This is a genomic window from Aeromonas sp. QDB18 (assembly GCF_027705325.1).
Lineage (GTDB): Bacteria > Pseudomonadota > Gammaproteobacteria > Enterobacterales > Aeromonadaceae > Aeromonas > Aeromonas caviae.
In genome coordinates, this window is record NZ_JAPDBQ010000019.1 from 12,707 (window position 1) to 33,178 (window position 20,472).

At 63.3% G+C, this 20,472-nt stretch carries 16 protein-coding genes and 2 tRNA genes; 10 read left to right on the forward strand and 8 right to left on the reverse strand.

Annotated elements, in window-relative coordinates; all coding sequences use genetic code 11:
- Nucleotides 1–27: 27 nt before the first annotated feature.
- Nucleotides 28–102: transfer RNA gene (locus tag OKC30_RS05185), tRNA-Gly, on the reverse strand.
- A 94-nt stretch (nt 103–196) separates the two neighbouring features.
- Nucleotides 197–270 (reverse strand) — tRNA-Gly (locus OKC30_RS05190).
- 201 nt (nt 271–471) lie between these two features.
- Here OKC30_RS05190 and cydD point away from each other — a divergent pair.
- The 4 genes from cydD to OKC30_RS05210 all read left to right on the forward strand — a co-directional run bounded on the left by cydD (nt 472) and on the right by OKC30_RS05210 (nt 4,859).
- Entirely contained in the window at nt 472–2,247 is a 1,776-nt protein-coding gene (gene cydD / locus OKC30_RS05195; protein WP_270663006.1) for a heme ABC transporter permease/ATP-binding protein CydD, read from the forward strand.
- A complete protein-coding gene (cydC, locus tag OKC30_RS05200) occupies nt 2,240–3,985 on the forward strand; it encodes a heme ABC transporter ATP-binding protein/permease CydC (protein WP_270666143.1) in 1,746 nt (581 codons plus the stop codon). Before cydD ends, cydC begins: the two co-directional genes overlap by 8 nt.
- Before the next feature lie 107 nt (nt 3,986–4,092).
- On the forward strand, nt 4,093–4,464 hold the full coding sequence (gene rcsF / locus OKC30_RS05205; RefSeq protein WP_010673578.1) for an Rcs stress response system protein RcsF: 372 nt from the start codon (nt 4,093–4,095) through the stop codon (nt 4,462–4,464).
- Between the two features lie 8 nt (nt 4,465–4,472).
- Nucleotides 4,473–4,859, forward strand: a complete 387-nt coding sequence (locus OKC30_RS05210; protein WP_010673577.1) for a DUF488 domain-containing protein — start codon at nt 4,473–4,475, stop codon at nt 4,857–4,859.
- Nucleotides 4,860–4,929: 70 nt separating this feature from the next.
- Here the strand turns inward: OKC30_RS05210 and OKC30_RS05215 are convergent, their stop codons facing one another.
- Nucleotides 4,930–5,925 carry an NAD-dependent epimerase/dehydratase family protein gene (locus OKC30_RS05215; RefSeq protein WP_270667819.1) on the reverse strand — a complete coding sequence of 332 codons (996 nt, stop codon included), beginning with the start codon at nt 5,923–5,925 and terminating at the stop codon, nt 4,930–4,932.
- A gap of 316 nt (nt 5,926–6,241) precedes the next feature.
- On the opposite strand from OKC30_RS05215, the gene tsaA reads away from it, so the two are divergent.
- Nucleotides 6,242–6,946 carry a tRNA (N6-threonylcarbamoyladenosine(37)-N6)-methyltransferase TrmO gene (gene tsaA / locus OKC30_RS05220; protein WP_041214760.1) on the forward strand — a complete coding sequence of 235 codons (705 nt, stop codon included), beginning with the start codon at nt 6,242–6,244 and terminating at the stop codon, nt 6,944–6,946.
- A 71-nt stretch (nt 6,947–7,017) separates the two neighbouring features.
- Here the strand turns inward: tsaA and OKC30_RS05225 are convergent, their stop codons facing one another.
- Genes OKC30_RS05225 through OKC30_RS05235 form a run of 3 tightly spaced genes read right to left on the reverse strand, consistent with a single transcriptional unit; the run spans nt 7,018 to nt 10,204 of the window.
- A complete protein-coding gene (locus tag OKC30_RS05225) occupies nt 7,018–8,139 on the reverse strand; it encodes a beta-ketoacyl-ACP synthase III (protein WP_270666148.1) in 1,122 nt (373 codons plus the stop codon).
- Between the two features lie 55 nt (nt 8,140–8,194).
- The gene (locus OKC30_RS05230) at nt 8,195–9,358 is read right to left on the reverse strand and encodes a vWA domain-containing protein (protein WP_270666150.1); all 1,164 of its coding nucleotides are present in this window, start codon (nt 9,356–9,358) and stop codon (nt 8,195–8,197) included.
- Nucleotides 9,359–9,361: 3 nt separating this feature from the next.
- On the reverse strand, nt 9,362–10,204 hold the full coding sequence (locus OKC30_RS05235; protein ID WP_049636619.1) for an AAA family ATPase: 843 nt from the start codon (nt 10,202–10,204) through the stop codon (nt 9,362–9,364).
- A gap of 163 nt (nt 10,205–10,367) precedes the next feature.
- Here OKC30_RS05235 and cysK point away from each other — a divergent pair, with 163 nt between their 5' ends.
- The 5 genes from cysK (at nt 10,368) to OKC30_RS05260 (ending at nt 15,163) form a co-directional block, all read left to right on the forward strand.
- Nucleotides 10,368–11,336 (forward strand): cysteine synthase A, encoded by a 969-nt coding sequence (cysK, locus tag OKC30_RS05240; RefSeq protein ID WP_010673571.1) that lies wholly within the window; start codon nt 10,368–10,370, stop codon nt 11,334–11,336.
- Nucleotides 11,337–11,779: 443 nt separating this feature from the next.
- Complete coding sequence (locus tag OKC30_RS05245; RefSeq protein WP_005303128.1) at nt 11,780–12,037, forward strand: HPr family phosphocarrier protein; 258 nt, start codon at nt 11,780–11,782, stop codon at nt 12,035–12,037.
- Nucleotides 12,038–12,081: 44 nt separating this feature from the next.
- The gene (ptsI, locus tag OKC30_RS05250) at nt 12,082–13,809 is read left to right on the forward strand and encodes a phosphoenolpyruvate-protein phosphotransferase PtsI (protein ID WP_041213301.1); all 1,728 of its coding nucleotides are present in this window, start codon (nt 12,082–12,084) and stop codon (nt 13,807–13,809) included.
- A 43-nt stretch (nt 13,810–13,852) separates the two neighbouring features.
- Nucleotides 13,853–14,362, forward strand: a complete 510-nt coding sequence (crr, locus tag OKC30_RS05255; RefSeq protein WP_010673569.1) for a PTS glucose transporter subunit IIA — start codon at nt 13,853–13,855, stop codon at nt 14,360–14,362.
- Between the two features lie 255 nt (nt 14,363–14,617).
- The gene (locus OKC30_RS05260; protein ID WP_270666151.1) at nt 14,618–15,163 is read left to right on the forward strand and encodes a cytochrome b; all 546 of its coding nucleotides are present in this window, start codon (nt 14,618–14,620) and stop codon (nt 15,161–15,163) included.
- Between the two features lie 299 nt (nt 15,164–15,462).
- Here the strand turns inward: OKC30_RS05260 and OKC30_RS05265 are convergent, their stop codons facing one another.
- Complete coding sequence (locus tag OKC30_RS05265) at nt 15,463–19,218, reverse strand: AAA family ATPase (protein ID WP_270671072.1); 3,756 nt, start codon at nt 19,216–19,218, stop codon at nt 15,463–15,465.
- Nucleotides 19,215–20,441 carry an exonuclease SbcCD subunit D C-terminal domain-containing protein gene (locus OKC30_RS05270; RefSeq protein WP_270664952.1) on the reverse strand — a complete coding sequence of 409 codons (1,227 nt, stop codon included), beginning with the start codon at nt 20,439–20,441 and terminating at the stop codon, nt 19,215–19,217. The genes OKC30_RS05265 and OKC30_RS05270 overlap by 4 nt, the downstream gene beginning before the upstream one ends.
- Nucleotides 20,442–20,472 lie beyond the last annotated feature (31 nt).

Sequence of the window (20,472 nt, forward strand, 5' to 3'; positions counted from 1 at the left end):
GCAGGAGTGGGCTTTTTGTGTGAAGACTGGAGCGGGCAGCGGGAATCGAACCCGCATCATCAGCTTGGAAGGCTGAGGTAATAGCCATTATACGATGCCCGCTAGGCATCAAAACTTGCTTGGTGTGATGGGGAATCCCCACGACAGACAGCCATCTGGCTGATATGGACAACGGCGCGTGCCGCTATCTGGAATGTGGAGCGGGTGATGGGAATCGAACCCACGTATGCAGCTTGGGAAGCTACCGTTCTACCATTGAACTACACCCGCGTCAGTGGCCTCTACTATATGCATTTTGCCGCCGAGCGCAATCACCGACCTCGCATTTTTTGCCATAAATCAAGCTGTTCGGCCAACTAATGAGCATGAAGCCGATTTTTCACACAATGATGTTCCTCCGCCCGGTTCTGCAAGGTTGCCAAGCCGTGGGGGCGACGATAGTCTTGCGCCACTCGTTTGAGGAGGGTGGTAATGGACAAGAACAGACAGAAACATCTCTATGGCTGGTTGCGCAAACAATCGGGCCATGGTCGGCGCTGGATCGGCATCTCCATCGCCTTCGGGCTGGGTCAGGGCGTCCTGATGGTGATGCAGGCCTGGTTGCTGGCGACCCTGCTGCACGGTTTCATCATCGAAGGCTCCACGCCGGAGCACTCCGCCCCCCTCTTCATCAGTCTGTTGCTGGTGACCCTGACCAAGGCGGCCCTGGCCTATGGCCGCGAGGTGGCGAGTTTCAAGGCGGGCAGTGCTGTTCGCCAGGCCATCCGCGAGCTGGTGCTCACCCGCCTCGCCAGGCTCGGCCCTGCCTATATCCAGCGTCGTCCCGCCGGTAGCTGGGCCAGCCTGCTGCTCGAGCAGATCGAAGAGATGCAGGACTTCTTCTCCCGCTATCTGCCCCAGATGGCCATCGCCGTCTTTATTCCCCTGGTGATCCTGGTCTCCGTGTTCCCGGTCAACTGGGCGGCGGGCCTCATTCTGCTCGGCACGGCCCCCCTCATTCCCCTCTTCATGATCCTGGTAGGGGTGGGTGCCGCCGATGCCAACCGCCGCAACTTCCAGTCGCTGGCGCGTCTCTCAGGCCACTTCCTCGATCGCCTCAAGGGGCTGCGCACCCTGCAGCTTTTCATGCGCACCCGGGCGGAAGGGGAGGCCATCCGCGATGCATCGGAAGATTTTCGCGAGCGCACCATGGAGGTGCTGCGCCTCGCCTTTCTGAGCACGGCCGTGCTGGAGTTCTTCGCCGCCATCGCGGTGGCCCTGGTGGCCGTCTACTTCGGTTTCTCCTACATCGATCACCTCAACTTTGGCAGCTATGGCGTCAAGGTCACCCTCTTTACCGGCCTGTTCGTGCTCTTCCTCGCCCCCGAGTTCTACGCGCCGCTGCGGGAACTCGGTGCCCACTATCACGCCAAGGCACAGGCCATTGGCGCAGCCGAACAACTGCTGGAATTTCTCGAGGCCGACGTGAGCGAACCCGCCTCCGGGACGCTCCCCTTCCATGCGGATGGCCCCGTCAAGGTAGAAGCCCGCAGCCTGGAAGTGCTGAGCGCCGAGGGCAAGGTGCTGGTCGGTCCCCTCGATTTCACGCTGGAAGCCGGCACGCGCACCGCCCTAGTCGGCATCAGCGGCGCGGGCAAGAGCTCCCTGGTCAATGCCCTGCTCGGTTTTGCCCCCTATCGCGGTTCCCTGTGCGTCAACGGAGTGGAGCTTCGTACCCTGGACATCAGCCAGTGGCGCCAGCAGCTAGGCTGGCTCTCCCAGAATCCCCAACTCTTCCACAGCTCCCTGCGGGACAACCTGCTGCTGGCCAGACCATCCGCCAGCGACGCCGAGCTGGAATCCGCGCTCAAGCGCGCCCAGGCCTGGGAGTTCGTCAATGAGAAAGGGCTGGGCTATCGGGTCGGGGATCAGGCGGGCGGCCTCTCCGTCGGCCAGGCCCAGCGCATCGCCCTTGCCCGTACCCTGCTCAAGACGACCCAGATGATGGTGCTGGATGAACCCACTGCCAGCCTGGATCGCCATTCTGAGCGAGCCGTCATGAGCGCCCTCGAACAGGCCGCACAAGGTCAGACCCTGCTGATGATCACCCACCGCCTCGATCAGCTCAGCCAGATGGACAACATCCTGGTGCTGGCGCACGGCAAGCTGGTGGAGCAGGGACGTTTTGCCGCACTCGGCGAGGCCCAGGGCCCCTTCGCCCGCCTCCTGTCGCAATCCCAAGGTTTCGGAGACTCTCTCGATGACTGATCTATTGCCGTTCCTGCGCCTTTATCGCCAGCACTGGCTCAGCCTCTCCATCGGCCTGCTGCTGGCCCTGGTCACCCTGGTGGCCGGCATGGGCCTGCTCTCCCTCTCCGGCTGGTTCCTCTCCGCCGCCGCCGTCGCCGGGCTGGCGGTCGCCACCCGAGACACCTTCAACTACATGACCCCTGCGGGGGGCGTGCGTTTCTTCTCCATCGTGCGCACCGCCAGTCGCTGGGGCGAGCGGGTCGTGAGCCACGACGCCACCTTCCGGGTGCTGACCCGGCTGCGGGTCTGGTTCTGGCAAAAGCTCTCCCCTCTCTCCCCCGGCTCCCTTGCCGGTTTTCGCCAGGCTGACCTGCTCAACCGTCTGGTGGCCGACATCGATGCCATGGATCACGTCTATCTGCGCCTCATCACCCCCATTGGGGCGGCGCTGCTGAGCTGCGCCGGGCTGGTCTTCTTCCTCTCCTTCTTCGATGGTCGCCTGGCGCTGACGCTGGGAGCCATTCTGCTCTTTGGCATGCTGGCCTTGCCCCTGGTCTTCTATTTTGCCGGGCGCGCGCCGGGCCGCCAGCTCATCGCCGAGAAGTCCAACCTGCGCACCCGCATGGTGGACTATCTGGACGGCCAGGCCGAACTGCAGATGTTCGCCGCCGCTCCCGAGGCGCTCACCGGATTGCAGCAGGCGGAGCAGGCCCTGATCCGGGCCCAGGCCCGCATGGCCCGCGTCAGCGGCCTGGCCGCCTTCTCGGTGCAGTTGCTGAGCGGCTGGACTCTGACCCTGATGCTCTGGCTGGCCGGTCACGGCGTCGGTGGCAATGCCCCTGACCCCATCACGGCACTCATGGTGTTCGCTACCCTGGCGAGCTTCGAGGCGCTGCTGCCGCTGGCCGGTGCCTTCCAGCACCTCTCCACCAGCCTCACCTCCGCCCGCCGTCTCAACGAGATCCTGCAAGAGGCCAAGGCGCCGGAGTGGGGCGCACAGCAAGCCCCCGCTGCCCAGGGTGCCGTGCAGATAAGCGACCTGCATTTCACCTATCCAGGCCAGGATGCTCCCGTGCTGCAAGGGTGCACCCTGCAACTGCATACCGGGGAGAAGCTGGCGCTGCTGGGGCAGACCGGCTGTGGCAAGTCCACCCTGATGGGGTTGCTGACCCGGGAATGGACGGCTCTATCGGGGGAGATCCTGCTCGATGGCAAGCCCCTCACCGATTACAGCGAAGAGGCGCTGCGCGCCTCCTGCTCCGTGGTGAGCCAGCGGGTCCACCTGTTTGCCGATACCCTGCGTGGCAACCTCACCCTGGCCGCCCCCGGAGCCAGCGACGAACGGCTCATCGAGGTGCTCACCCAGGTGGGGCTCGGGACTCTGCTGCGCGATGAGGGTGAGCAGGCCGAACAGGGACTGGATGCCTGGCTCGGGGATGGCGGGCGTCCGCTCTCCGGCGGGGAGCGCCGCCGCATCGGCATCGCCCGCGCCCTGCTCCACGATGCCCCGCTCTGGCTGCTGGACGAGCCCACCGAAGGGCTCGATACCCAGACCGAACGGGAGATCATGGATCTGCTGCTGACCCTGGGGGCGGATCGCACCCTGCTGCTCATCTCCCACCGCCTGCTGGGGCTGGAACGGATGGACAGGGTAGCCCTGATGGAAGAGGGTCGCATCCGTCTGTGTGCCCCCCACCAGGAGCTACTGGAAGATGATCACTACCGCAGCCTGCACCGGCGACTGGCCCCCGCCTGATCCGGGGTCGTCTCGCTACAATCCATTGATATGGCTAAAAATGGGGCTGGTCGCCATCGGCGACTGCCCCCTATAATGGCCCACTCGCCACCCAACAAGATGCCGATATGAAACGCCTGATCCTGATGATGCCCCTGATTGCCTCCGGTTGCGCCGACTTCGCCTTCAACAGCAATCTGGACAAGGAAAACTTCGACGAGTACTTCAAGCCGGGGAGCGTGCGGATCTACGAGCAGAGCGAGCTCGCCGACCTCAACTACCTCTACCTCGGCACCGTCGAGGGGGAATCCTGCCAGAGCGATGCCAATCAGGCGGTGCCCAATGCCGGTGAAGCCCGCACCCTGGCCCGCCGCCGCGTGGCGGACATGGGGGGTAACGGCGTCAGCTTCGACAAGTGCGCCGAGTTCAGCGACGTGCCCGGCTGCCTGAAGCAGGTGATCTGCTACGGTCAGGCGCTGAAAGTGGCCGAAGAGAAGTAAGTCCTGCCATGGCGATCGCCATCGTGCGACTCGGCAGCCCCCGCCTCGAGGATGAGGGGCTTCGCATCGGCACCGTGCGTCGCCCCCCTCGCGGCGTGCCCAAAGCGGCGTTCGCCAGCCAGGATTGGTACGACGTCTGGTTCCCCAATCTGGCCCCCAGCGCCGAGACCATGAAACTCGGTCAGACTGCCGACACCCCGGCCCGGTGGACCGCCTTCTGCAAGCAGTACAAGGCCGAGATGGCCACCCCGGCCGCGAAGCACGATCTGGCCCTGCTGGCCGCCCTCTCCCACACTACCCATTTCTCGGTGGGGTGCTACTGCGAACAGGAGTCCCGCTGCCATCGCAGTGTGCTGAGAACCCTGCTGGCCGAGGCGGGGGCATTGCTGCGCTGAGCCCCGTCATGGATGAACACCCCACATGAGAAGAGGGCACCCCGGGGTGCCCTCTTCTTTATGATGCCGGCTAGTACGCATTCGATGACAAGGAAACCTCCACTCGTCGTCGCAAGGCCTGTTCCTCATCAGAGGTCATGCCCGGCAGCGGCCCCCGGGGGTTGCTGGCAAGCCATACCACCAGATCGTCAACCGTCTCCTCCAGGGGGCGAAAGTTCAGCCCATGGACGATGGCGGCCTCGGCGCTGATGGTGCCATACCCTGCATACTCGGGCAGCTCGTTTGGCAGCAGCGTGGGATAGCTTTGCCAGGGCGCCACCCCTGCCGCCATCAGGTCACGCCAGGGAGCCCACTCGAGCTGCAAGGGGATCGCTGGCGTCAGCCGGGCAGCAAGACGCTCCACCCAGTCGTTCAGTGCGATGCCGGGCTTGATCAGGTTGAAGCACCCAGCGAGTCGCTGCTCGGCAGCCCGCAGCACGAACTCGGCGCAGTCGCGTACATCCAGGTATTGCAGCCTGTCCTCCCCCAGCCCCGGCAAGAGCCAGGGCCCGCCCCGCTGCACCCGCCTCACCCACCAGGCAAGACGAGCGGTCGGGTCAAAGGGGCCGCAGAGCACGCCGGGGCGCAGGGTGCACAGGCGATCTCCCCAGCGGGCGCGATACACCGACTCGCACAGCACCTTGAGGGGGCCGTAGTCGGTGGGCGTTCCTGCCATCTCGTGCAGGGGGGCCGACTCATCCATGCCGGGTTGGGAAAAATCGCGATAGACACTGATGGTGGAGATGAAGATGAGCCGATCGCAGCGCCCCAGCAGGGCGTCAGAGAGCCCTTCGGCCTGTTCGGGGCGATAGCAGCAGGTGTCGATGACCAGATCCCAGTGCCGCCCTTCGCCCCGCAAGGGGGCCAGGTCCCCGTCTCTGTCCCCGTGAAGCTGGGTCAGCTCCCGCCAATCCGGGTGCTGGCGGTGGCCGCGATTGAACAGCGTCACCTCGTGCCCCCAATCCAGGGCCAGCGTGGTCAGGTGGCGACCCAGAAAGCCGGTGCCGCCGATAATCAACAATTTCATCCCTGTCTCTCCTCTATGGCGCCCTCTCCTTGCAGCCCCTCCACGGGCAGCCGAAACGGCCATGGCCTGGCATGGTGAGCACACGTCCCAGGCACGCCCTGATGCCGCCAGGCATATCGTCATGGTGCGGGCAGCAGGCTCCTTGCCCACTCCCCCGCCACCCCTTTTGCCGCCCCACCCTACGCAAGTTGGCACCAGGACACAGCCCCCGGGCACCGGGTCTGGGATCGGGATCACAGGGGCTGCGTCCTGGTGCTCCCCCTGCGTTTTCGGCGTGCCTGTGCTACATTGCCCGGGTTTTCAGCCAGGATCCGCCATGAAGTTCGATATCGATACCCTAGGGATCATCCGCTCTCCCTACAAGGAGAAGTTCGCCATACCCCGCCAGCCCGGTCTGGTCAGCGCGGCTCGCGCCCGCCTCGAACTGCTTCCTCCCTATGATCAGCCCGATGTGCTGCGCGGCATCGAGCAATTCTCCCATCTCTGGATCAGCTTCGTGTTTCACCAGACCATGGATCAGGGCTGGCACCCGACGGTGCGCCCGCCGCGCCTCGGCGGCAACGAGCGGGTCGGGGTCTTTGCCACCCGCTCCACCTTCCGCCCCAACCCCCTCGGCCTCTCCGTGGTCGAGCTGCACGGGGTGGGACGTGAGCGCGGCAAGCTCTGGCTCGAGCTGGGCGCGGTGGACTTGCTCGACGGCACCCCGGTCGTCGACATCAAGCCCTATGTCCCCTATGCCGACAGCCTGCCCCACGCCCGTGGCGGTTTCGCCCCAGATGCCCCCACCCCGCCGCTGGCGGTGAGCTTCAGCGCCCAGGCCGAGCAGCAGCTCGCCCCCTGGCTCAAGGCCCACCCGGAGCTGCGTGAACTGGTGAGGGAGGTGCTGGCCCAGGATCCCCGCCCTGCTTACAAGAAGGGCAAGCCGGATGACAAGGTGTACGGTGTCAGATTGTTCGATGTGAACGTGCGATTTCAGATAAAAGAACCGCAATGTCAGGTACTGGCCATCGAACCCGCTTGAAAAAAGCCTCTCTGGCAGCATGAAAAAAAGCCACCCTCCCGGGTGGCTTTTTTATGGGCAAAACAGGGTGCTCAGCGCCGCTGCAGCAGCAGGCTGCCGATGGAGTAACCGGCCCCAAAGGAGCAGAGCACCCCGCGAGCCCCGCTCGGCAGATCCTGATTGAAGAGGTGGAAGGCGATGATGGAACCCGCCGAGCTGGTGTTTCCGTAGCGGTCGAGGATGACAGGCGCCTCCTGCTGGCTGGCGTCATGGCCCAGCAACTTGCGACCGATGAACTGGTTCATGGTGAGGTTGGCCTGATGAAGCCAGAGCCGGCTCAAGCCATCGGCCGCCCATCCCTGCTCCGCCAGCTGGGAGGCTATCTGATCGCACACCAGGGGCAGCACCTCCTTGAACACCTTGCGCCCCTGCTGGCGGAACAGCTTGTCGTCGCCGTAGCGGGTGCGCGGGCTGAGCCGGTTCAGGAAGCCGAAGTTGTTGCGGATGTTGCTGGAGTACTGGGTCACCAGCTTGCTGGCCACCAGTTGCCAGGGGTTGGCCACCTGGCAATCGGCCTCCCGCTCCAGCAGCACGGCGGTACAGGCGTCGCCGAAGATGAAGTGACTGTCCCGATCGCGGAAGTTGAGGTGACCCGAGCAGATCTCCGGATTGACCACCAGCGCCAGCCGGGCGGTGCCTGCCGCCAGCATGTCTGCGGCGGTCTTGATCCCGAAGGTGGCGGAAGAGCAGGCCACGTTCATGTCGAACGCCAGGCCGCTCGCGCCCAGATAGTGCTGCAATTCGATGGCCAGCGCCGGGTAGGGGCGCGGCATGTTGGAGGCGGCGACGATGACAAGATCGATCTCCCCCGGTTCACGACCGGCGGCGATCAGCGCCTGTTCGGCGGCCGCCACCGCCATCTCCACCATGATGGAGGGCTGATCGTCCGGGCGCTCCGCCATGAGCGGCTGCATGATGTCGGGATCCAGCACCCCCTCGCTGCTCACCAGATAGCGGCTCTTGATGCCGGAGGCCTTCTCGATGAACTCGCAGCTCGAGTGCTGTTTGGCAGGCAGCTGCCCTGCATCGATGGCGGAGGCGTTCTCCTCGTTGTAGAGATCCACGTACTGGTTGAAGGCCGCCACCAGCGCTTCATTGCTGACGGCAAAGGGAGGGGTATAGAGGCCTGAGCCACTGATTACGATAGAGGTCATCTTTGCTCCTGGCCGGGTGCAATCCCGGCTTGTCTGTTTTTTAGGGTTCAGAGGGTCACAGCTGGTCGATGGCCGCAGCCAGACCCGCCAGGGTCAGCGGGTGCATCCGCCCGCCGATCAATTCGTTCATCAACTTGATGGAGGGGTGCCACAGCCACTCCTGCCTTGGCAGCGGATTGACCCACACCATCTTGGGGAAATGTTGTTGCAGGCGCCCGAGCCACACCTGGCCGGGCTCCTCGTTCCAGTACTCTACGCTGCCACCTGGCCAGGTGATTTCATAGGGGCCCATCTTCGCATCCCCCACCACCATCACCCTGTAGTCGCTGCCGTAGGTGCGCAGCAGCCGCAGGGTATCGAACCGATCATCAAGGCGCCTGGCATTGTCCTGCCAGACGAAGTCGTAGAGGCAGTTGTGAAAATAGAAGAACACCAGGTGCTTGAACTCGTGGCGCAGGGCCGAAAAGAGGCGCTGCACCTCGGCCACATGGGCATCCATGGAGCCCCCCACATCGAAGAAGACCAGCAGCTTGACCCCGTTGTGGCGCTCGGGTCTGAGCTTCACATCGAGCCAGCCTTGCCTGGCCGAGCTTTGGATGGTGTCGTCGAGATCCAGCTCGTCGGGATTGCCCCGGCGCACCCAGCGCCTGAGCTTGCGAAGGGCGAGCTGGATGGCGCGCTGCCCCAGGGGCGAGTCGTCACTGAAGTTGCGAAAGTGGCGCGCTTCCCACACCTTAGTCGCCCGCCCGTGCTGGCCCTCTCCCCCCATGCGGATCCCTTCCGGGTGATAGCCGCCGTGACCGAACGGGCTGCTGCCCCCGGTGCCGACCCACTTGTTGCCGCCGGCGTGACGCTCCTTCTGCTCGTTCAAGCGCTGGTTTAGGGTCTTCAGCAGCTGGTCGAGCCCGCCAAGGGATTGGAGCAACGCCTTCTCCTCGGCGCTCAATAGCCGCTCGAACTCCTTGCGCAGCCACTCCTCGGGCAGGCTCTCCGGCAACAGGGGGATGGCGGCCAACCCCTCGTAATACTCGGCGAAGGCGCGATCGAAGCGATCATAGTGCGCCTCATCCTTCACCAGCAGGCAGCGGGATAGCTGGTAGAACTCGTCCATGTCGAGGCTGGCCAGTCTGGCTGCCAGCGCCGCGTGCAAGTCCAGCAATTCGCGCAGGCTGCAGGGGAGCTTGTGACGGCGCAGATGGGTAAAAAAGTCGATCAGCATGGGTCAGCTGCCGCGTCTGGCCAGAAAAGCGAGCTTCTCAAACAGATGCAGGTCCTGCTCGGTCTTGAGCAGGGCGCCGTAGAGGGCAGGCACCAGTTTGCCCGGCTCGCGGGTGCGCATCGCCTCGGGGGCGATATCGTCGGCCAAAAGCAGCCGGATCCAGTCCAGCAGCTCCGAGGTGGACGGCTTCTTGCGCAGCCCCTCTACCTCGCGCAGCTCGAAGAAGAGCTCCATCGCCTCACCGAGCAGGCTCTCCTTGAGGTTTGGGTAGTGGAGCTTGACGATGGCCTGCATCTCGGCCTTGTCGGGGAAGCGAATGTAGTGGAAGAAGCAGCGGCGCAGGAAGGCATCCGGCAACTCCTTCTCGTTGTTGGAGGTGATGATGACCACCGGCCGCTGGCGGGCCTTGACTCGCTCGCCGGTCTCGTAGACATCGAACTCCATCCGATCCAGCTCCAGCAGCAGATCGTTGGGAAACTCGATGTCCGCCTTGTCGATTTCATCTATGAGCAGCACTGGCCGCTGCTCTGCGCTGAAGGCCTGCCACAGCTTGCCCCGGCGGATGTAGTGGCCTATCTCCCCTACCCTGGGGTCACCGAGCTGGGAGTCTCGCAGCCGGGCGACGGCATCGTATTCGTAGAGCCCCTGCTGGGCCTTGGTGGTGGACTTGATGTGCCAGCTGATGAGCTCGGCGCCCAGGGACTCGGCCACCGCCTCCGCCAGCACTGTCTTGCCCGTACCGGGCTCACCCTTGATGAGCAGCGGCTTCTCCAGCACGATGGCGGCATCGACGGCCATCTTCAGTGCCTGTGATGCGAGATAGCGGTCGCTTCCTGCAAATCCCATGAGATCCCTTCCATTGGATGCCCAGGCAGCGGGAGCCCCCTCGGCAAGAGAGAATAAGTTCTATATGTTGTAATAACATATTGTTATAACGATTCGTCACTTCTCATTCAGAAACCACAGGGTAATCTTGTTTAATCGCCTTAACAAACACAGGGATAGCACCATGAGCAAAATTTTTGAGGACAACAGCCAGACCATAGGCAACACCCCGCTTGTTCGTCTCAACCGTGTTACCAAGGGCCGCGTGCTGGCCAAGATCGAGAGCCGCAACCCAAGCTTCAGCGTCAAGTGCCGGATCGGTGCCAACCTCATCTGGGATGCCGAGAAACGCGGCGTGCTGACCAAGGGCAAGGAGATCATCGAGCCCACCAGCGGCAACACGGGCATTGCCCTGGCATTCGTGGCTGCGGCCCGCGGCTATCCCATCACCCTGACCATGCCGGCCACCATGAGTCTGGAGCGCCGCAAGCTGCTCAAGGCCCTGGGTGCCAACCTGGTGCTGACCGAAGGTCCCCTCGGCATGAAGGGCGCCATTGCCAAGGCCAACGAGATCCTCGAATCCGAGCCGGGCAAGTACGTGCTGCTGCAACAGTTTGAAAACCCGGCCAACCCGGAAATCCACGAGCAGACCACTGGCCCCGAGATCTGGGACGCCACCGATGGCGAGGTGGATGTGTTCGTGGCGGGCGTCGGTACCGGCGGCACCATCACCGGGGTCTCCCGCTACATCAAGAAGACCAAAGGCAAGGCCATCGTCTCCGTGGCGGTCGAGCCCAGCGAATCTCCCGTCATCAGCCAGAAACTGGCGGGTGAAGAGATCAAACCGGGTCCGCACAAGATCCAGGGCATCGGCGCTGGCTTCATCCCGGGCAACCTGGATTTGAGCCTGCTGGACCGCGTCGAGCAGGTGAGCAGTGACGAAGCCATCGAGATGGCCCGCCGCCTGATGGAAGAGGAAGGGATCCTGGCCGGTATCAGCTCCGGCGCTGCCGTGGTCGCTGCCAACCGTCTGGCCGAGCAGCCGGAGTTCGAAGGGAAAACGATTGTCGTCATCCTGCCGAGCGCCGCCGAGCGTTACCTCTCCAGCGCCCTCTTCGCCGGTGTGTTCAGCGAGCAGGAATTGCAGCAGTAGTTGATCAGCCAACACCAAAACGACGGCGCTCCTCGGAGCGCCGTTTTCATTATGCGCTAAACTCTCTAGCCACCAGTGCCACTCGGCCCCTTATTTTTTGGGGTAAAATAACAAAATTGGATATGACAAAAAAAGCAGACATTCTGTGATAAATCTCATATCCTGTGCGGCGTCACGAGGTGTTTGCTGGCAAGGTATCACAAGGTAACAAAGTGTTATTTTTCGTTATAAAATAATTTCAGGCCAGTCCTGACGCGGCTTACAGCCTGATAGCGAAAAAATACCTGGCCACGACGCCGAATACTGCACAGAAAATTGACCTGGATTAAACCATTGCAGGTCTGATTTCGTTACTTTACAACATATCCATACTGACACGGTGAGACAGGAAGCCTCATTGGCGACCATCTCTCCAAACAATATCAATAATATGGGGTGAAACCATGTACGAGAAGTCTGTTGTTATTACTGCTGAAAACGGCCTGCACACCCGTCCTGCAGCTCAGTTCGTGAAAGAAGCCAAAGAATTCCAAAGCGAGATCACTGTGGTCTCCGGTGGCAAATCCGCCAGCGCCAAGAGCCTGTTCAAGCTCCAGACCCTGGGTCTGACCAAAGGCACCAACGTGACCATCCAGGCTGACGGCCCGGACGCTCAGAAAGCCGTTGAGAAGCTGGTTGCCCTGATGGACGAGCTGGAGTAATCCAGCTTTATTCCTCCCCCACAGTCGTTTTAATAGGAAGGATTATGATATCTGGCATTCTTGCGTCCCCCGGTATCGCATTCGGCAAGGCGCTTCTTCTGAAAGAAGATGAAATCGTTATCAATCAGGGCAAGATTCCCGCCGAACAGATTGATGCCGAGATCAACCGCTTCCTCGAAGCCCGCACCAAGTCAGCCGCACAGCTGGAAGCCATCAAAGAGATGGCCGGTCGCACCTTCGGTGAAGAAAAAGAGGCCATCTTCGAAGGCCACATCATGCTGCTCGAAGATGAAGAGCTGGAAGGGGATATCAGATCCTTCATCAAAGAACACAAGGCCTCTGCCGACAGAGCCGTTCACGAGGTGATCGAACAGTACGCCAAGATGATGGCCGATCTGGATGACCCCTATCTGCGTGAGCGCGCCACCGACTTCCGTGACATCGGCACCCGTCTGGTCAAGAACGTACTGGGCATCGCAGTTGTCAACCTGAGCACCATCGACGAAGAGGTCATCCTGGTCGCCAAAGACCTGACCCCGTCTGAAACCGCTCAGATCAACCTGAAATACGTGCTGGGCTTCGTCACCGACATCGGTGGCCGTACCTCCCACACCTCCATCATGGCCCGCTCCCTGGAGCTGCCGGCCGTCGTGGGCACCAACGACATCACCGAGCGCGTCAAGAACGGTGACATGCTGGTGCTGGATGCGATCAACAACCAGGTCATCATCAACCCGACCGCCGACCAGTTGAACGAAGCCAAGAAGTTCCAGGCCCAGTTCCAGGCCGAGAAGGACGAGCTGGCCAAGCTCAAAGACCTGCCTGCCATCACTCTGGATGGCCACCAGGTCGAAGTGTGCGCCAACATCGGGACCGTCAAGGATACCGAAGGCGCCATTCGCAACGGCGCCGAAGGCGTGGGTCTGTACCGTACCGAGTTCCTGTTCATGGACCGTGACGCGCTGCCGACCGAAGACGAGCAGTTCAAGGCTTACAAAGAAGTGGCCGAAGCCATGCCGGATCAACCGATCATCGTTCGTACCATGGACATCGGCGGCGACAAAGAACTGCCCTACATGAATTTCCCGAAAGAGATGAATCCCTTCCTGGGCTGGCGTGCCGTGCGTATCTTCTTCGATCGCACCGACATCATGCACGCCCAGCTGCGGGCCATCCTGCGTGCGTCTGCCTTCGGCAAACTGCGCATCATGTTCCCGATGATCATCTCCGTCGAAGAGTTCCGCAGCCTGAAGGCTACCGTGGAGACGCTGAAAGCCGAACTGCGTGCCGAAGGCAAAGCCTTTGATGAATCCATCGAAGTGGGTATCATGATCGAGACCCCGGCCGCGGCCGTGATGGCTCATCATCTGGCCAAGGAAGTGGATTTCTTCAGTATCGGTACCAACGACCTGACCCAGTACACCCTGGCTGTCGACCGTGGTAACGAGATGATTTCCGCCATGTACAACCCGCTGTCACCCTCCGTCCTGACCCTGATCAAGATGGTGATCGACGCTTCCCATGACAATGGCAAGTGGACCGGTATGTGCGGTGAACTGGCTGGTGACGAACGCGCCACCCTGCTGCTGCTGGGTATGGGTCTGGATGAGTTCTCCATGAGCGCCATCTCTGTACCGCGTATCAAGAAGCTTATCCGCAACACCAACTTCGAAGATGTGAAGGCCATGGCCGACCAGGCGCTGAGCTTTGCCACCGCCGCCGAAATCGAAGCGTGCGTAGATAACTTTATTAAGCAGAAGGCAGTCTGCTAAGATCGGCTGCAAACAGCGACAATCATCTCTAGGAGCTTTTACTATGGGTCTGTTCGACAAACTGAAGAAACTGGTTTCCGACGACAGTTCTGACACTGGCGGCATCGAAATCTTTGCTCCGCTGTCCGGCGAAATCGTCCCCATCGAAGATGTGCCTGACGTCGTCTTCGCCGAGAAGATCGTCGGCGACGGCATCGCCATCAAGCCGGCCGGCAACAAGATGGTTGCTCCGTGCGACGGCACCATCGGCAAAATCTTCGAGACCAACCATGCGTTCTCTCTGGAGTCCGACTCTGGTATCGAGCTGTTCGTTCACTTCGGTATCGACACCGTCGAGCTGAAGGGTGAAGGTTTCACCCGTATCGCTCAGGAAGGTCAACAGGTCAAGCGCGGTGACACCATCATCGAGTTCGATCTGGCCGTTCTGGAAGCCAAAGCCAAGTCTACCCTGACACCTGTGGTCATCTCCAACATGGACGAGATCAAAGAGCTGGTGAAGATGACTGGCGCCGTGACCGTGGGCGAAACCCCGGTGATCCGCATCAAGAAATAATGCGCCCTGGCCTGACGCCAGCGACCGCCAAAAACCGAAGCCTGGTGCTTCGGTTTTTTTTTTGCCCCTTCCATCTCCCGATACTCCATGGGCTCCCGCACAGGTCAGCATGACGGCAAACAGGCAGAAATGTTATCGAGATCAACACGGGCATAAGCAAGCCGAGTACCCTCAAGAGGGATACCTGCGGGTCCTTTGGTTCGATATGAGACGGGATGAAAAGAGATAAGCCGCTTAAGTGGCGAGGAGACAACGATGCTGAGAAATACCGAACAACGTTATGGCAGCCTGAGCATAGGGCTGCACTGGTTGACCCTGCTGCTGATGATCGCCGTCTATGCGCTGATGGAGTTCAGGGACATCTTCCCCAAAGGGTCGGCTGGCCGCGACCTGATGAAGGAGTTTCACTTCATGGTGGGTCTGCTGATCCTGGCGCTGGTGGTCGTGCGCCTGCTGGTGCGCGTGGGTAGCCCTTCACCACGTATCGTGCCCGAGCTCTCCCCCCTGATGCTCACGCTGGCCAAGCTCGCCCATCTGGCGCTCTATGGCTTCCTGATCCTCACCCCGCTGCTGGGCTGGCTGCTGTTGAGTGCGGGCGGCAAGCCCATCCCCTTCTTCGGCCTGGCGCTCCCCGCCCTCATCGCCCCCGACGACGGCCTGAAGGGTACCATCAAGGAGCTGCACGAGACGCTGGCCAACATTGGCTATGCTCTGATTGCCCTGCACGCGGCGGCAGCCATCTACCACCACCATGTGCTCAAGGACAACGCCCTGACCAATATGCTGCCCGAGCGCAAATAACCAGCGACGGGTTGCACACCAACAAAAAGGCCCCTGTGACAGGGCAATGCTGTTCACTTAAGAGAATTTGAGTTCCAGTCCACGTAGTATCAGGACAAAAAAGCGAGGGAGGCATGATGCCTCCCTCTTTCTATTGCAAGCCCCGCTGGATAAAGGCTGGAGGAAGATCGACTGGACACAGCCTTGCCCCCTCAACTCAAATCCAATTTATGAATAATCAGTCAAAAAAGTGCTTATCTGAACAGCATTGCCTGTGACAGGGGCCTTTTTGTTCATGGAGGGTCATGGGCGACACCTCGTCAGCCGGACAATACTACCCGGCTTTCGCCGCCGCCGAGGGCCTCCACCCGCACCTGCACGCCGATCCGCTCCACCAGGGTCTGCACGTGGGAGATGACCCCGATCTGGCGGCCAGCCGCCTGCAGGGAATCGAGGCTTGAGAGCGCCAGATCCAGACTGTCGGGATCGAGGGTGCCGAAGCCCTCGTCGATAAAGAGCGATTCGACCTGGGTCTGGCGCGACGACAGGCTGGAGAGGGCCAGCGCCAGCGCCAGCGCCACCAGGAAACTCTCGCCGCCGGAGAGGGAGTCCACCGAGCGCACCTCGTCCCCCATGTCGAGATCCACCACCTGCAGCGCCAGATCGGTGCCGGGCACCCGCTCCAGCCGATAGCGAGGCGAGAGCTCGGCGAGCTGGGCGTTGGCCTCCAGCAGCAGCCGCTCCAGCGTGAGGCTCTGGGCGAAGGTACGCAGCTTGGCGCCGCTGGCCGAACCGATGAGATCACAGAGCCGCTGCCAATGATCCGCCACCGCCTGCTGGGCAGCCAGCTCCTCCTGCAAGGTGCCCGCCTTGAGGGCCGCCGCCTCGGCCTGGGCCAGCGTGCTCTTGCACTGGAACAGCTGCTCGTCGAGAGTGCGGCAGTGCGCCTCCAGCGCCGTCAGCCGGCTGGCGAGCTCCTGTGGCGCCAACGCGGCCAGCTCGGGGTGATGCTCGCAGTAACGCTCTCGCTTGCTCTCCTCCAGCGCCAGCGCCCGCTGCCGCTCGGTCAAGCGGGTACGCGCCTCGGCGCGGGCATCCTCCAGCGCCTGCAAGGCGGCGCGGCGCCCCTTGAGCTCATCCGGGCTCATGGCCAGCAGGCGGCGCAGATCATATTCGGCGATGCCGAGGCTGCTGGCGTGGGCAGCCCAGCGCCCCAGCACCTCCCGTCGCCGCCGGCTGCTCACCTGCTTCTCCTGCTCCAGATGGCTGAGACGGGTCTTGAGCTCGGTCTGGCGCTCGCGCAGGGTGCGGGCCGCCCCCTGCATCGTCTCCAGCTCGCTGGCCAGTTGCTGCAGCCGCTGCTGCCAGCGGCTCTCGACCAGGGCAATCTCCTCCCCCCCCAGACAGGTGGCACGACTGGTAACCAGCCCCTGCCGTTGCTGTTCATGTTCCTTGTAGTCGCGCTCGAGCTTGTGCAGCAGCTCGCGCTGGGTCTGCAGACGCGCCTCCTGAGCACTCAGGGCCGGGGTAAGGCTGGCAATCTCGCCGGTCAGCCGCTCCCACTCGCTCTGGCCGTGCAGCCAGGCCTCGCAGGCCCGCTGCCACTCGCGCCACTGCTGGCTGCCCAGCCACTGACGCCAGGGCTGGCCTCCCATCTGCTCGTCGATCCGGTTGCCCCCCTGCTCAAGGCGCTGGCGCAGGGTCGCTTCCTGCTCGCCCATCCCCTTCACCTCCCCTTCCAGGGCGATGCGCTGGCGATCGGCCTCCTGCCACTGCTGCTCGAACTGCTGGTGCTGGCTGGCCAGCTGGCTCAGCTGCTGGCGCACGGCCTGCAACTGCTGCTGCCCCTGCTGGGCCTCGCGCAGTTGCTGCTGGCTGCGGGCCAGCCCCTGCTCCAGACTCTGGCCGCGGCCGAGCAGGGTACTCATCAACTCGTTCCACTCGATCGGGCTCTGACGCAGCGGCAGCGGATGGCCCAGCAGCTCGGCACCGCCCAGCTGCTGCCAACGCTGGGTCAGCTGCTCGGCGCGCGTCTCCAGCTCAGGTAGATGCTGCTGACGCACTGCCAGCTGGCGGGCCAGCTCCTGGCGTTCGCTCTCGCACTGAATGTATTGGTGATTGAGCCGCTCCCACTCGAGCTCCAGGCTGCGGACGCGCTCCGCCAGCTGGCCGAGAATACCGGCCACCTGCGGCTGGCTCTGGTGATAGGGGTGCTCCTCGGCGCCGCAGAGCGGGCAAGGTTCACCGTCGCGCAGGATGTGGCGATGCTGCTCGAAACTGGCGATGGCACGGGACTGCTCCAGCGCGCGGCGTGCCTCGTCCCGTTGCAGGGCGAGCCGCTCGCGGGCCGGCGTCAACTCATCGCCGAGGATGGCCAGCTTGCCGAGCGCCTGCTCCAGCTGGGCGATCTCCTGCTGCAGGCGACCATGCTGCTCACCGTGATTGCGGCCATAGTCCGCCAGCTCCAGCAGCTGGCGCAGCTGGCCCAGTTGTTCGGTCTGCTGCTGCCACTGCTCCTGCGCCTTGGCCAGACGCCCCTCCCACTGCTGCTCCTGCAATTCGTGCTGCTGTTGCTGCAACCGGGTCTGCTCGCGCTGCCAGTAGTCGCGCTCCTGCTGCCCCTGCTCCAGCTGGTGTTGCAGTTGCCTGAGGGTGCGCAGCTTGTGCTCGCGCAGGGTGAGCAGTTGCTGCAGCCTGTCGGCATCCTCGGCCCAATCCTGCATGGCAGTGAGCAGCGGCTGCCACTGGCGGGCCACCGGCGCCAGCTCCTTGTGCTCCTCAAGCCAGGCGCCCCACTGCAGGTGCTGGGCCTTGAGCTGCTCCACCTGCTGGCGCTGCTGGCGCCAGCCCTGTTCCAGGGTGAGCTGCACCTCCCGCTCCTGCGACCCCTCCTGCTGGATCTTCTGCAGTTGCTGCTGCTTTTCCCGAATGCGGGTGTCGAGCTCCTGCGCCCGTTTGAGTTCGGGTTGCAGGGCTCCCCACTCGCGCTCGGCGGCGATCTTCTCCGCCAGCAGTTGCTGTTCGGTGAGGGCACTCTGCTGGGTCTGCTCCTCCAGCTTGCCAAGTTCGGGGCCAAGCTCGGCCAGTGCCTTCTCCTGCTGCTGCACCTCCAGGGTGAGGCGAGCCAGCTCGTCGTGATCGGCGCGGGCCACCTGGGCCTGCTCGGCGCGGGCGAACTCCTCCCGCTCGGGAGCGGCCGCACCGTGGGCCGCCTCCGCCGCGGCAAGGGCCGCCTCTCCCTCCTGACAGGCCTGCAACTGCGCAGCGATGCGGCCGTTGAGATCCCGCAAGTCCTGCATCAGTTGCTGTTGCTGCTGCTCGTGTTTGAGGCTGGTGGCGAGGCTGACCTGCTGGCTCACCCACTGCTCGCGGGTCGCCTCGTCCATCAGCGCCACGTCGCCGAGCCGCTGGCTGATGGCGGCAAGTTTCTGCTGCTCCTCCCGCGCCCGTTCATGGGTCTGGACCGAAATGGCGGAGTAGAGCTCGGTGCCGGTCATCCGTTCGAGCAGGGCCGAACGCTCGTCGGCGCTCGACTTGAGGAAGGCGGCAAACTCCCCCTGCGGCAGGATGACGGCGCGGCGAAACTGCTCCCAGGAGAGTCCCACCAGCTCGTCGATGCGATCCTGCAGCTCCCGCTTGCTGCCACTGAATACCTGGCCCGACGCCACGTCGGTCAGGCTGCGCTCCTGGGCCTGAAAGCGCCCCTCGGCGCGGTTGCGAGCCCGGCGCACCGCCCAGCGGGCCAGCCAGACACGGCCGTCACAGCCGCGAAACTGCACCTCGGCAAAACCGCTGGCGTGACCGCGGCTGAGGATGCCGCGCACGTCGTTGGCCTTGAGCTTCTCCTCGTCATCCATGCGGCCCACTTCGGCGACATTCTTGCGATTGGCGATAAAGCGCGGCATCTCGTCGTAGAGCGCCAGACAGATGGCATCGAGCAGGGTGCTCTTGCCAGCGCCAGTATTGCCGGTGATGGCAAACAGGCCGGCGGCCCCCAGGGCGCCACCGGCAAAATCGATGGTGAATTGACCGGTCAGGCTGGCCAGATTCTCCCCTGACAGCGACAAGATTTTCATTGGCTGGACTCCTTCACCTGCTCCAGGATCTCTTCAAACGACGCCACCAGCTCGGCCTCCGGCTCCCCGTCGAACTGACGCTGATAGCAGAGGCGAAACACCTCGGTGGGGGAGAGTTCATCGAGCCGGCGCTGGCCGGCACCGTCCGCCAGCCCCTGGCCCGAGCCCTGATAACTGGTCGTGATGCGGGCAAGACGCACCGGCTTGTCACCGATGGCGGCCAGCACGCGCTCGCGGATGCGGGCCTCGGGTTTGGGCAGCAGCAGCCGCACCTCGAGGAAGGGCTGCGCCTGCTGCGGGCAAGCGGGCAGCGCCAGCGCCTCGATGGCCTGGAGCGCCTCGTCAAGGCCGCTCTGGGGCAGCCGGATCATCTCCACCGCCCGGGGCACCGGGATCCGCTCAAGCTGGGCCAGCTTGCCCCCCTCAAACGTCACCTCCAGCACCTGATGGTTGTAGTTCGCCTCGGCCAGCGAGAGCGGCAGCGGCGAGCCGCTATAGTGCACTCCCTCGGCCGGGCTCTGCGCCAGGTGCAGGTGACCCAGCGCCGTGTAGTCGGCGGCGGCAAACAGCTCGGCAGGCAGGGCATGCTGGTTGCCGCCAAGCACCCGCCGCTCAGAGAGCTCGGAGAGCTGGCCCGCCGCCAGATAGGCGTGGCCCATGGCGATGAGGACCTGATCCGGATGGCAGCGCGCCCGCCCCTCGCTCAGCACCGCTTCATAGACCTGGCGCACCCCTTCGATGAGTCTGTCCTGCCCCTCGCTGAGCCCTTCCGGGCGCAGATCGCTGCTGCGCAGAAACGGCACGGCGGCGCACCAGGCGGCCACCTCGCCGTTCTTGCCTCGCAGCGGCACCAACAGGCGCTCGGTCTCGAGGCGCCCCTCGTCGTCCCGGCTGATGCTGCCCACCAGATGCAGATCGAAGGCGCGCAGCAGCTCGTGGGGAGCATCCAGCTTGGAGGGGGAGTCGTGGTTGCCGCCGATCAGCACCATCTCCAGTGCCGGGTGCTCGGCCCGCAGCCGTGCCAGGAAGCGGTAGAGCTGCTGCCAGGCACTGGCGGGAGGGTTGGCGGTGTCGAACAGATCGCCCGCCACCAGCAGGGCATCGATGTCGCGGGTCTTGATGGTGTCGGCCAACCAGTCGAGGAAGGCGGCGTGTTCGAAGCGGCGGTCGTGGCCGTGAAGCTGATGACCGAGGTGCCAGTCGGCGGTGTGCAGGATCTTCATGGAAAACGGCTCGATAAGGAGAAGAGAGCGG

What these genes read in the sequence shown, in the direction of transcription:
- cydD (WP_270663006.1), top strand. Translation starts at nt 472, where the DNA reads ATGGACAAGAACAGACAGAAACATCTCTATGGCTGGTTGCGCAAACAA.
- cydC (WP_270666143.1), top strand. Translation starts at nt 2,240, where the DNA reads ATGACTGATCTATTGCCGTTCCTGCGCCTTTATCGCCAGCACTGGCTC.
- rcsF (WP_010673578.1), top strand. Translation starts at nt 4,093, where the DNA reads ATGAAACGCCTGATCCTGATGATGCCCCTGATTGCCTCCGGTTGCGCC.
- OKC30_RS05210 (WP_010673577.1), top strand. Translation starts at nt 4,473, where the DNA reads ATGGCGATCGCCATCGTGCGACTCGGCAGCCCCCGCCTCGAGGATGAG.
- OKC30_RS05215 (WP_270667819.1), bottom strand. Translation starts at nt 5,925, where the DNA reads ATGAAATTGTTGATTATCGGCGGCACCGGCTTTCTGGGTCGCCACCTG.
- tsaA (WP_041214760.1), top strand. Translation starts at nt 6,242, where the DNA reads ATGAAGTTCGATATCGATACCCTAGGGATCATCCGCTCTCCCTACAAG.
- OKC30_RS05225 (WP_270666148.1), bottom strand. Translation starts at nt 8,139, where the DNA reads ATGACCTCTATCGTAATCAGTGGCTCAGGCCTCTATACCCCTCCCTTT.
- OKC30_RS05230 (WP_270666150.1), bottom strand. Translation starts at nt 9,358, where the DNA reads ATGCTGATCGACTTTTTTACCCATCTGCGCCGTCACAAGCTCCCCTGC.
- OKC30_RS05235 (WP_049636619.1), bottom strand. Translation starts at nt 10,204, where the DNA reads ATGGGATTTGCAGGAAGCGACCGCTATCTCGCATCACAGGCACTGAAG.
- cysK (WP_010673571.1), top strand. Translation starts at nt 10,368, where the DNA reads ATGAGCAAAATTTTTGAGGACAACAGCCAGACCATAGGCAACACCCCG.
- OKC30_RS05245 (WP_005303128.1), top strand. Translation starts at nt 11,780, where the DNA reads ATGTACGAGAAGTCTGTTGTTATTACTGCTGAAAACGGCCTGCACACC.
- ptsI (WP_041213301.1), top strand. Translation starts at nt 12,082, where the DNA reads ATGATATCTGGCATTCTTGCGTCCCCCGGTATCGCATTCGGCAAGGCG.
- crr (WP_010673569.1), top strand. Translation starts at nt 13,853, where the DNA reads ATGGGTCTGTTCGACAAACTGAAGAAACTGGTTTCCGACGACAGTTCT.
- OKC30_RS05260 (WP_270666151.1), top strand. Translation starts at nt 14,618, where the DNA reads ATGCTGAGAAATACCGAACAACGTTATGGCAGCCTGAGCATAGGGCTG.
- OKC30_RS05265 (WP_270671072.1), bottom strand. Translation starts at nt 19,218, where the DNA reads ATGAAAATCTTGTCGCTGTCAGGGGAGAATCTGGCCAGCCTGACCGGT.
- OKC30_RS05270 (WP_270664952.1), bottom strand. Translation starts at nt 20,441, where the DNA reads ATGAAGATCCTGCACACCGCCGACTGGCACCTCGGTCATCAGCTTCAC.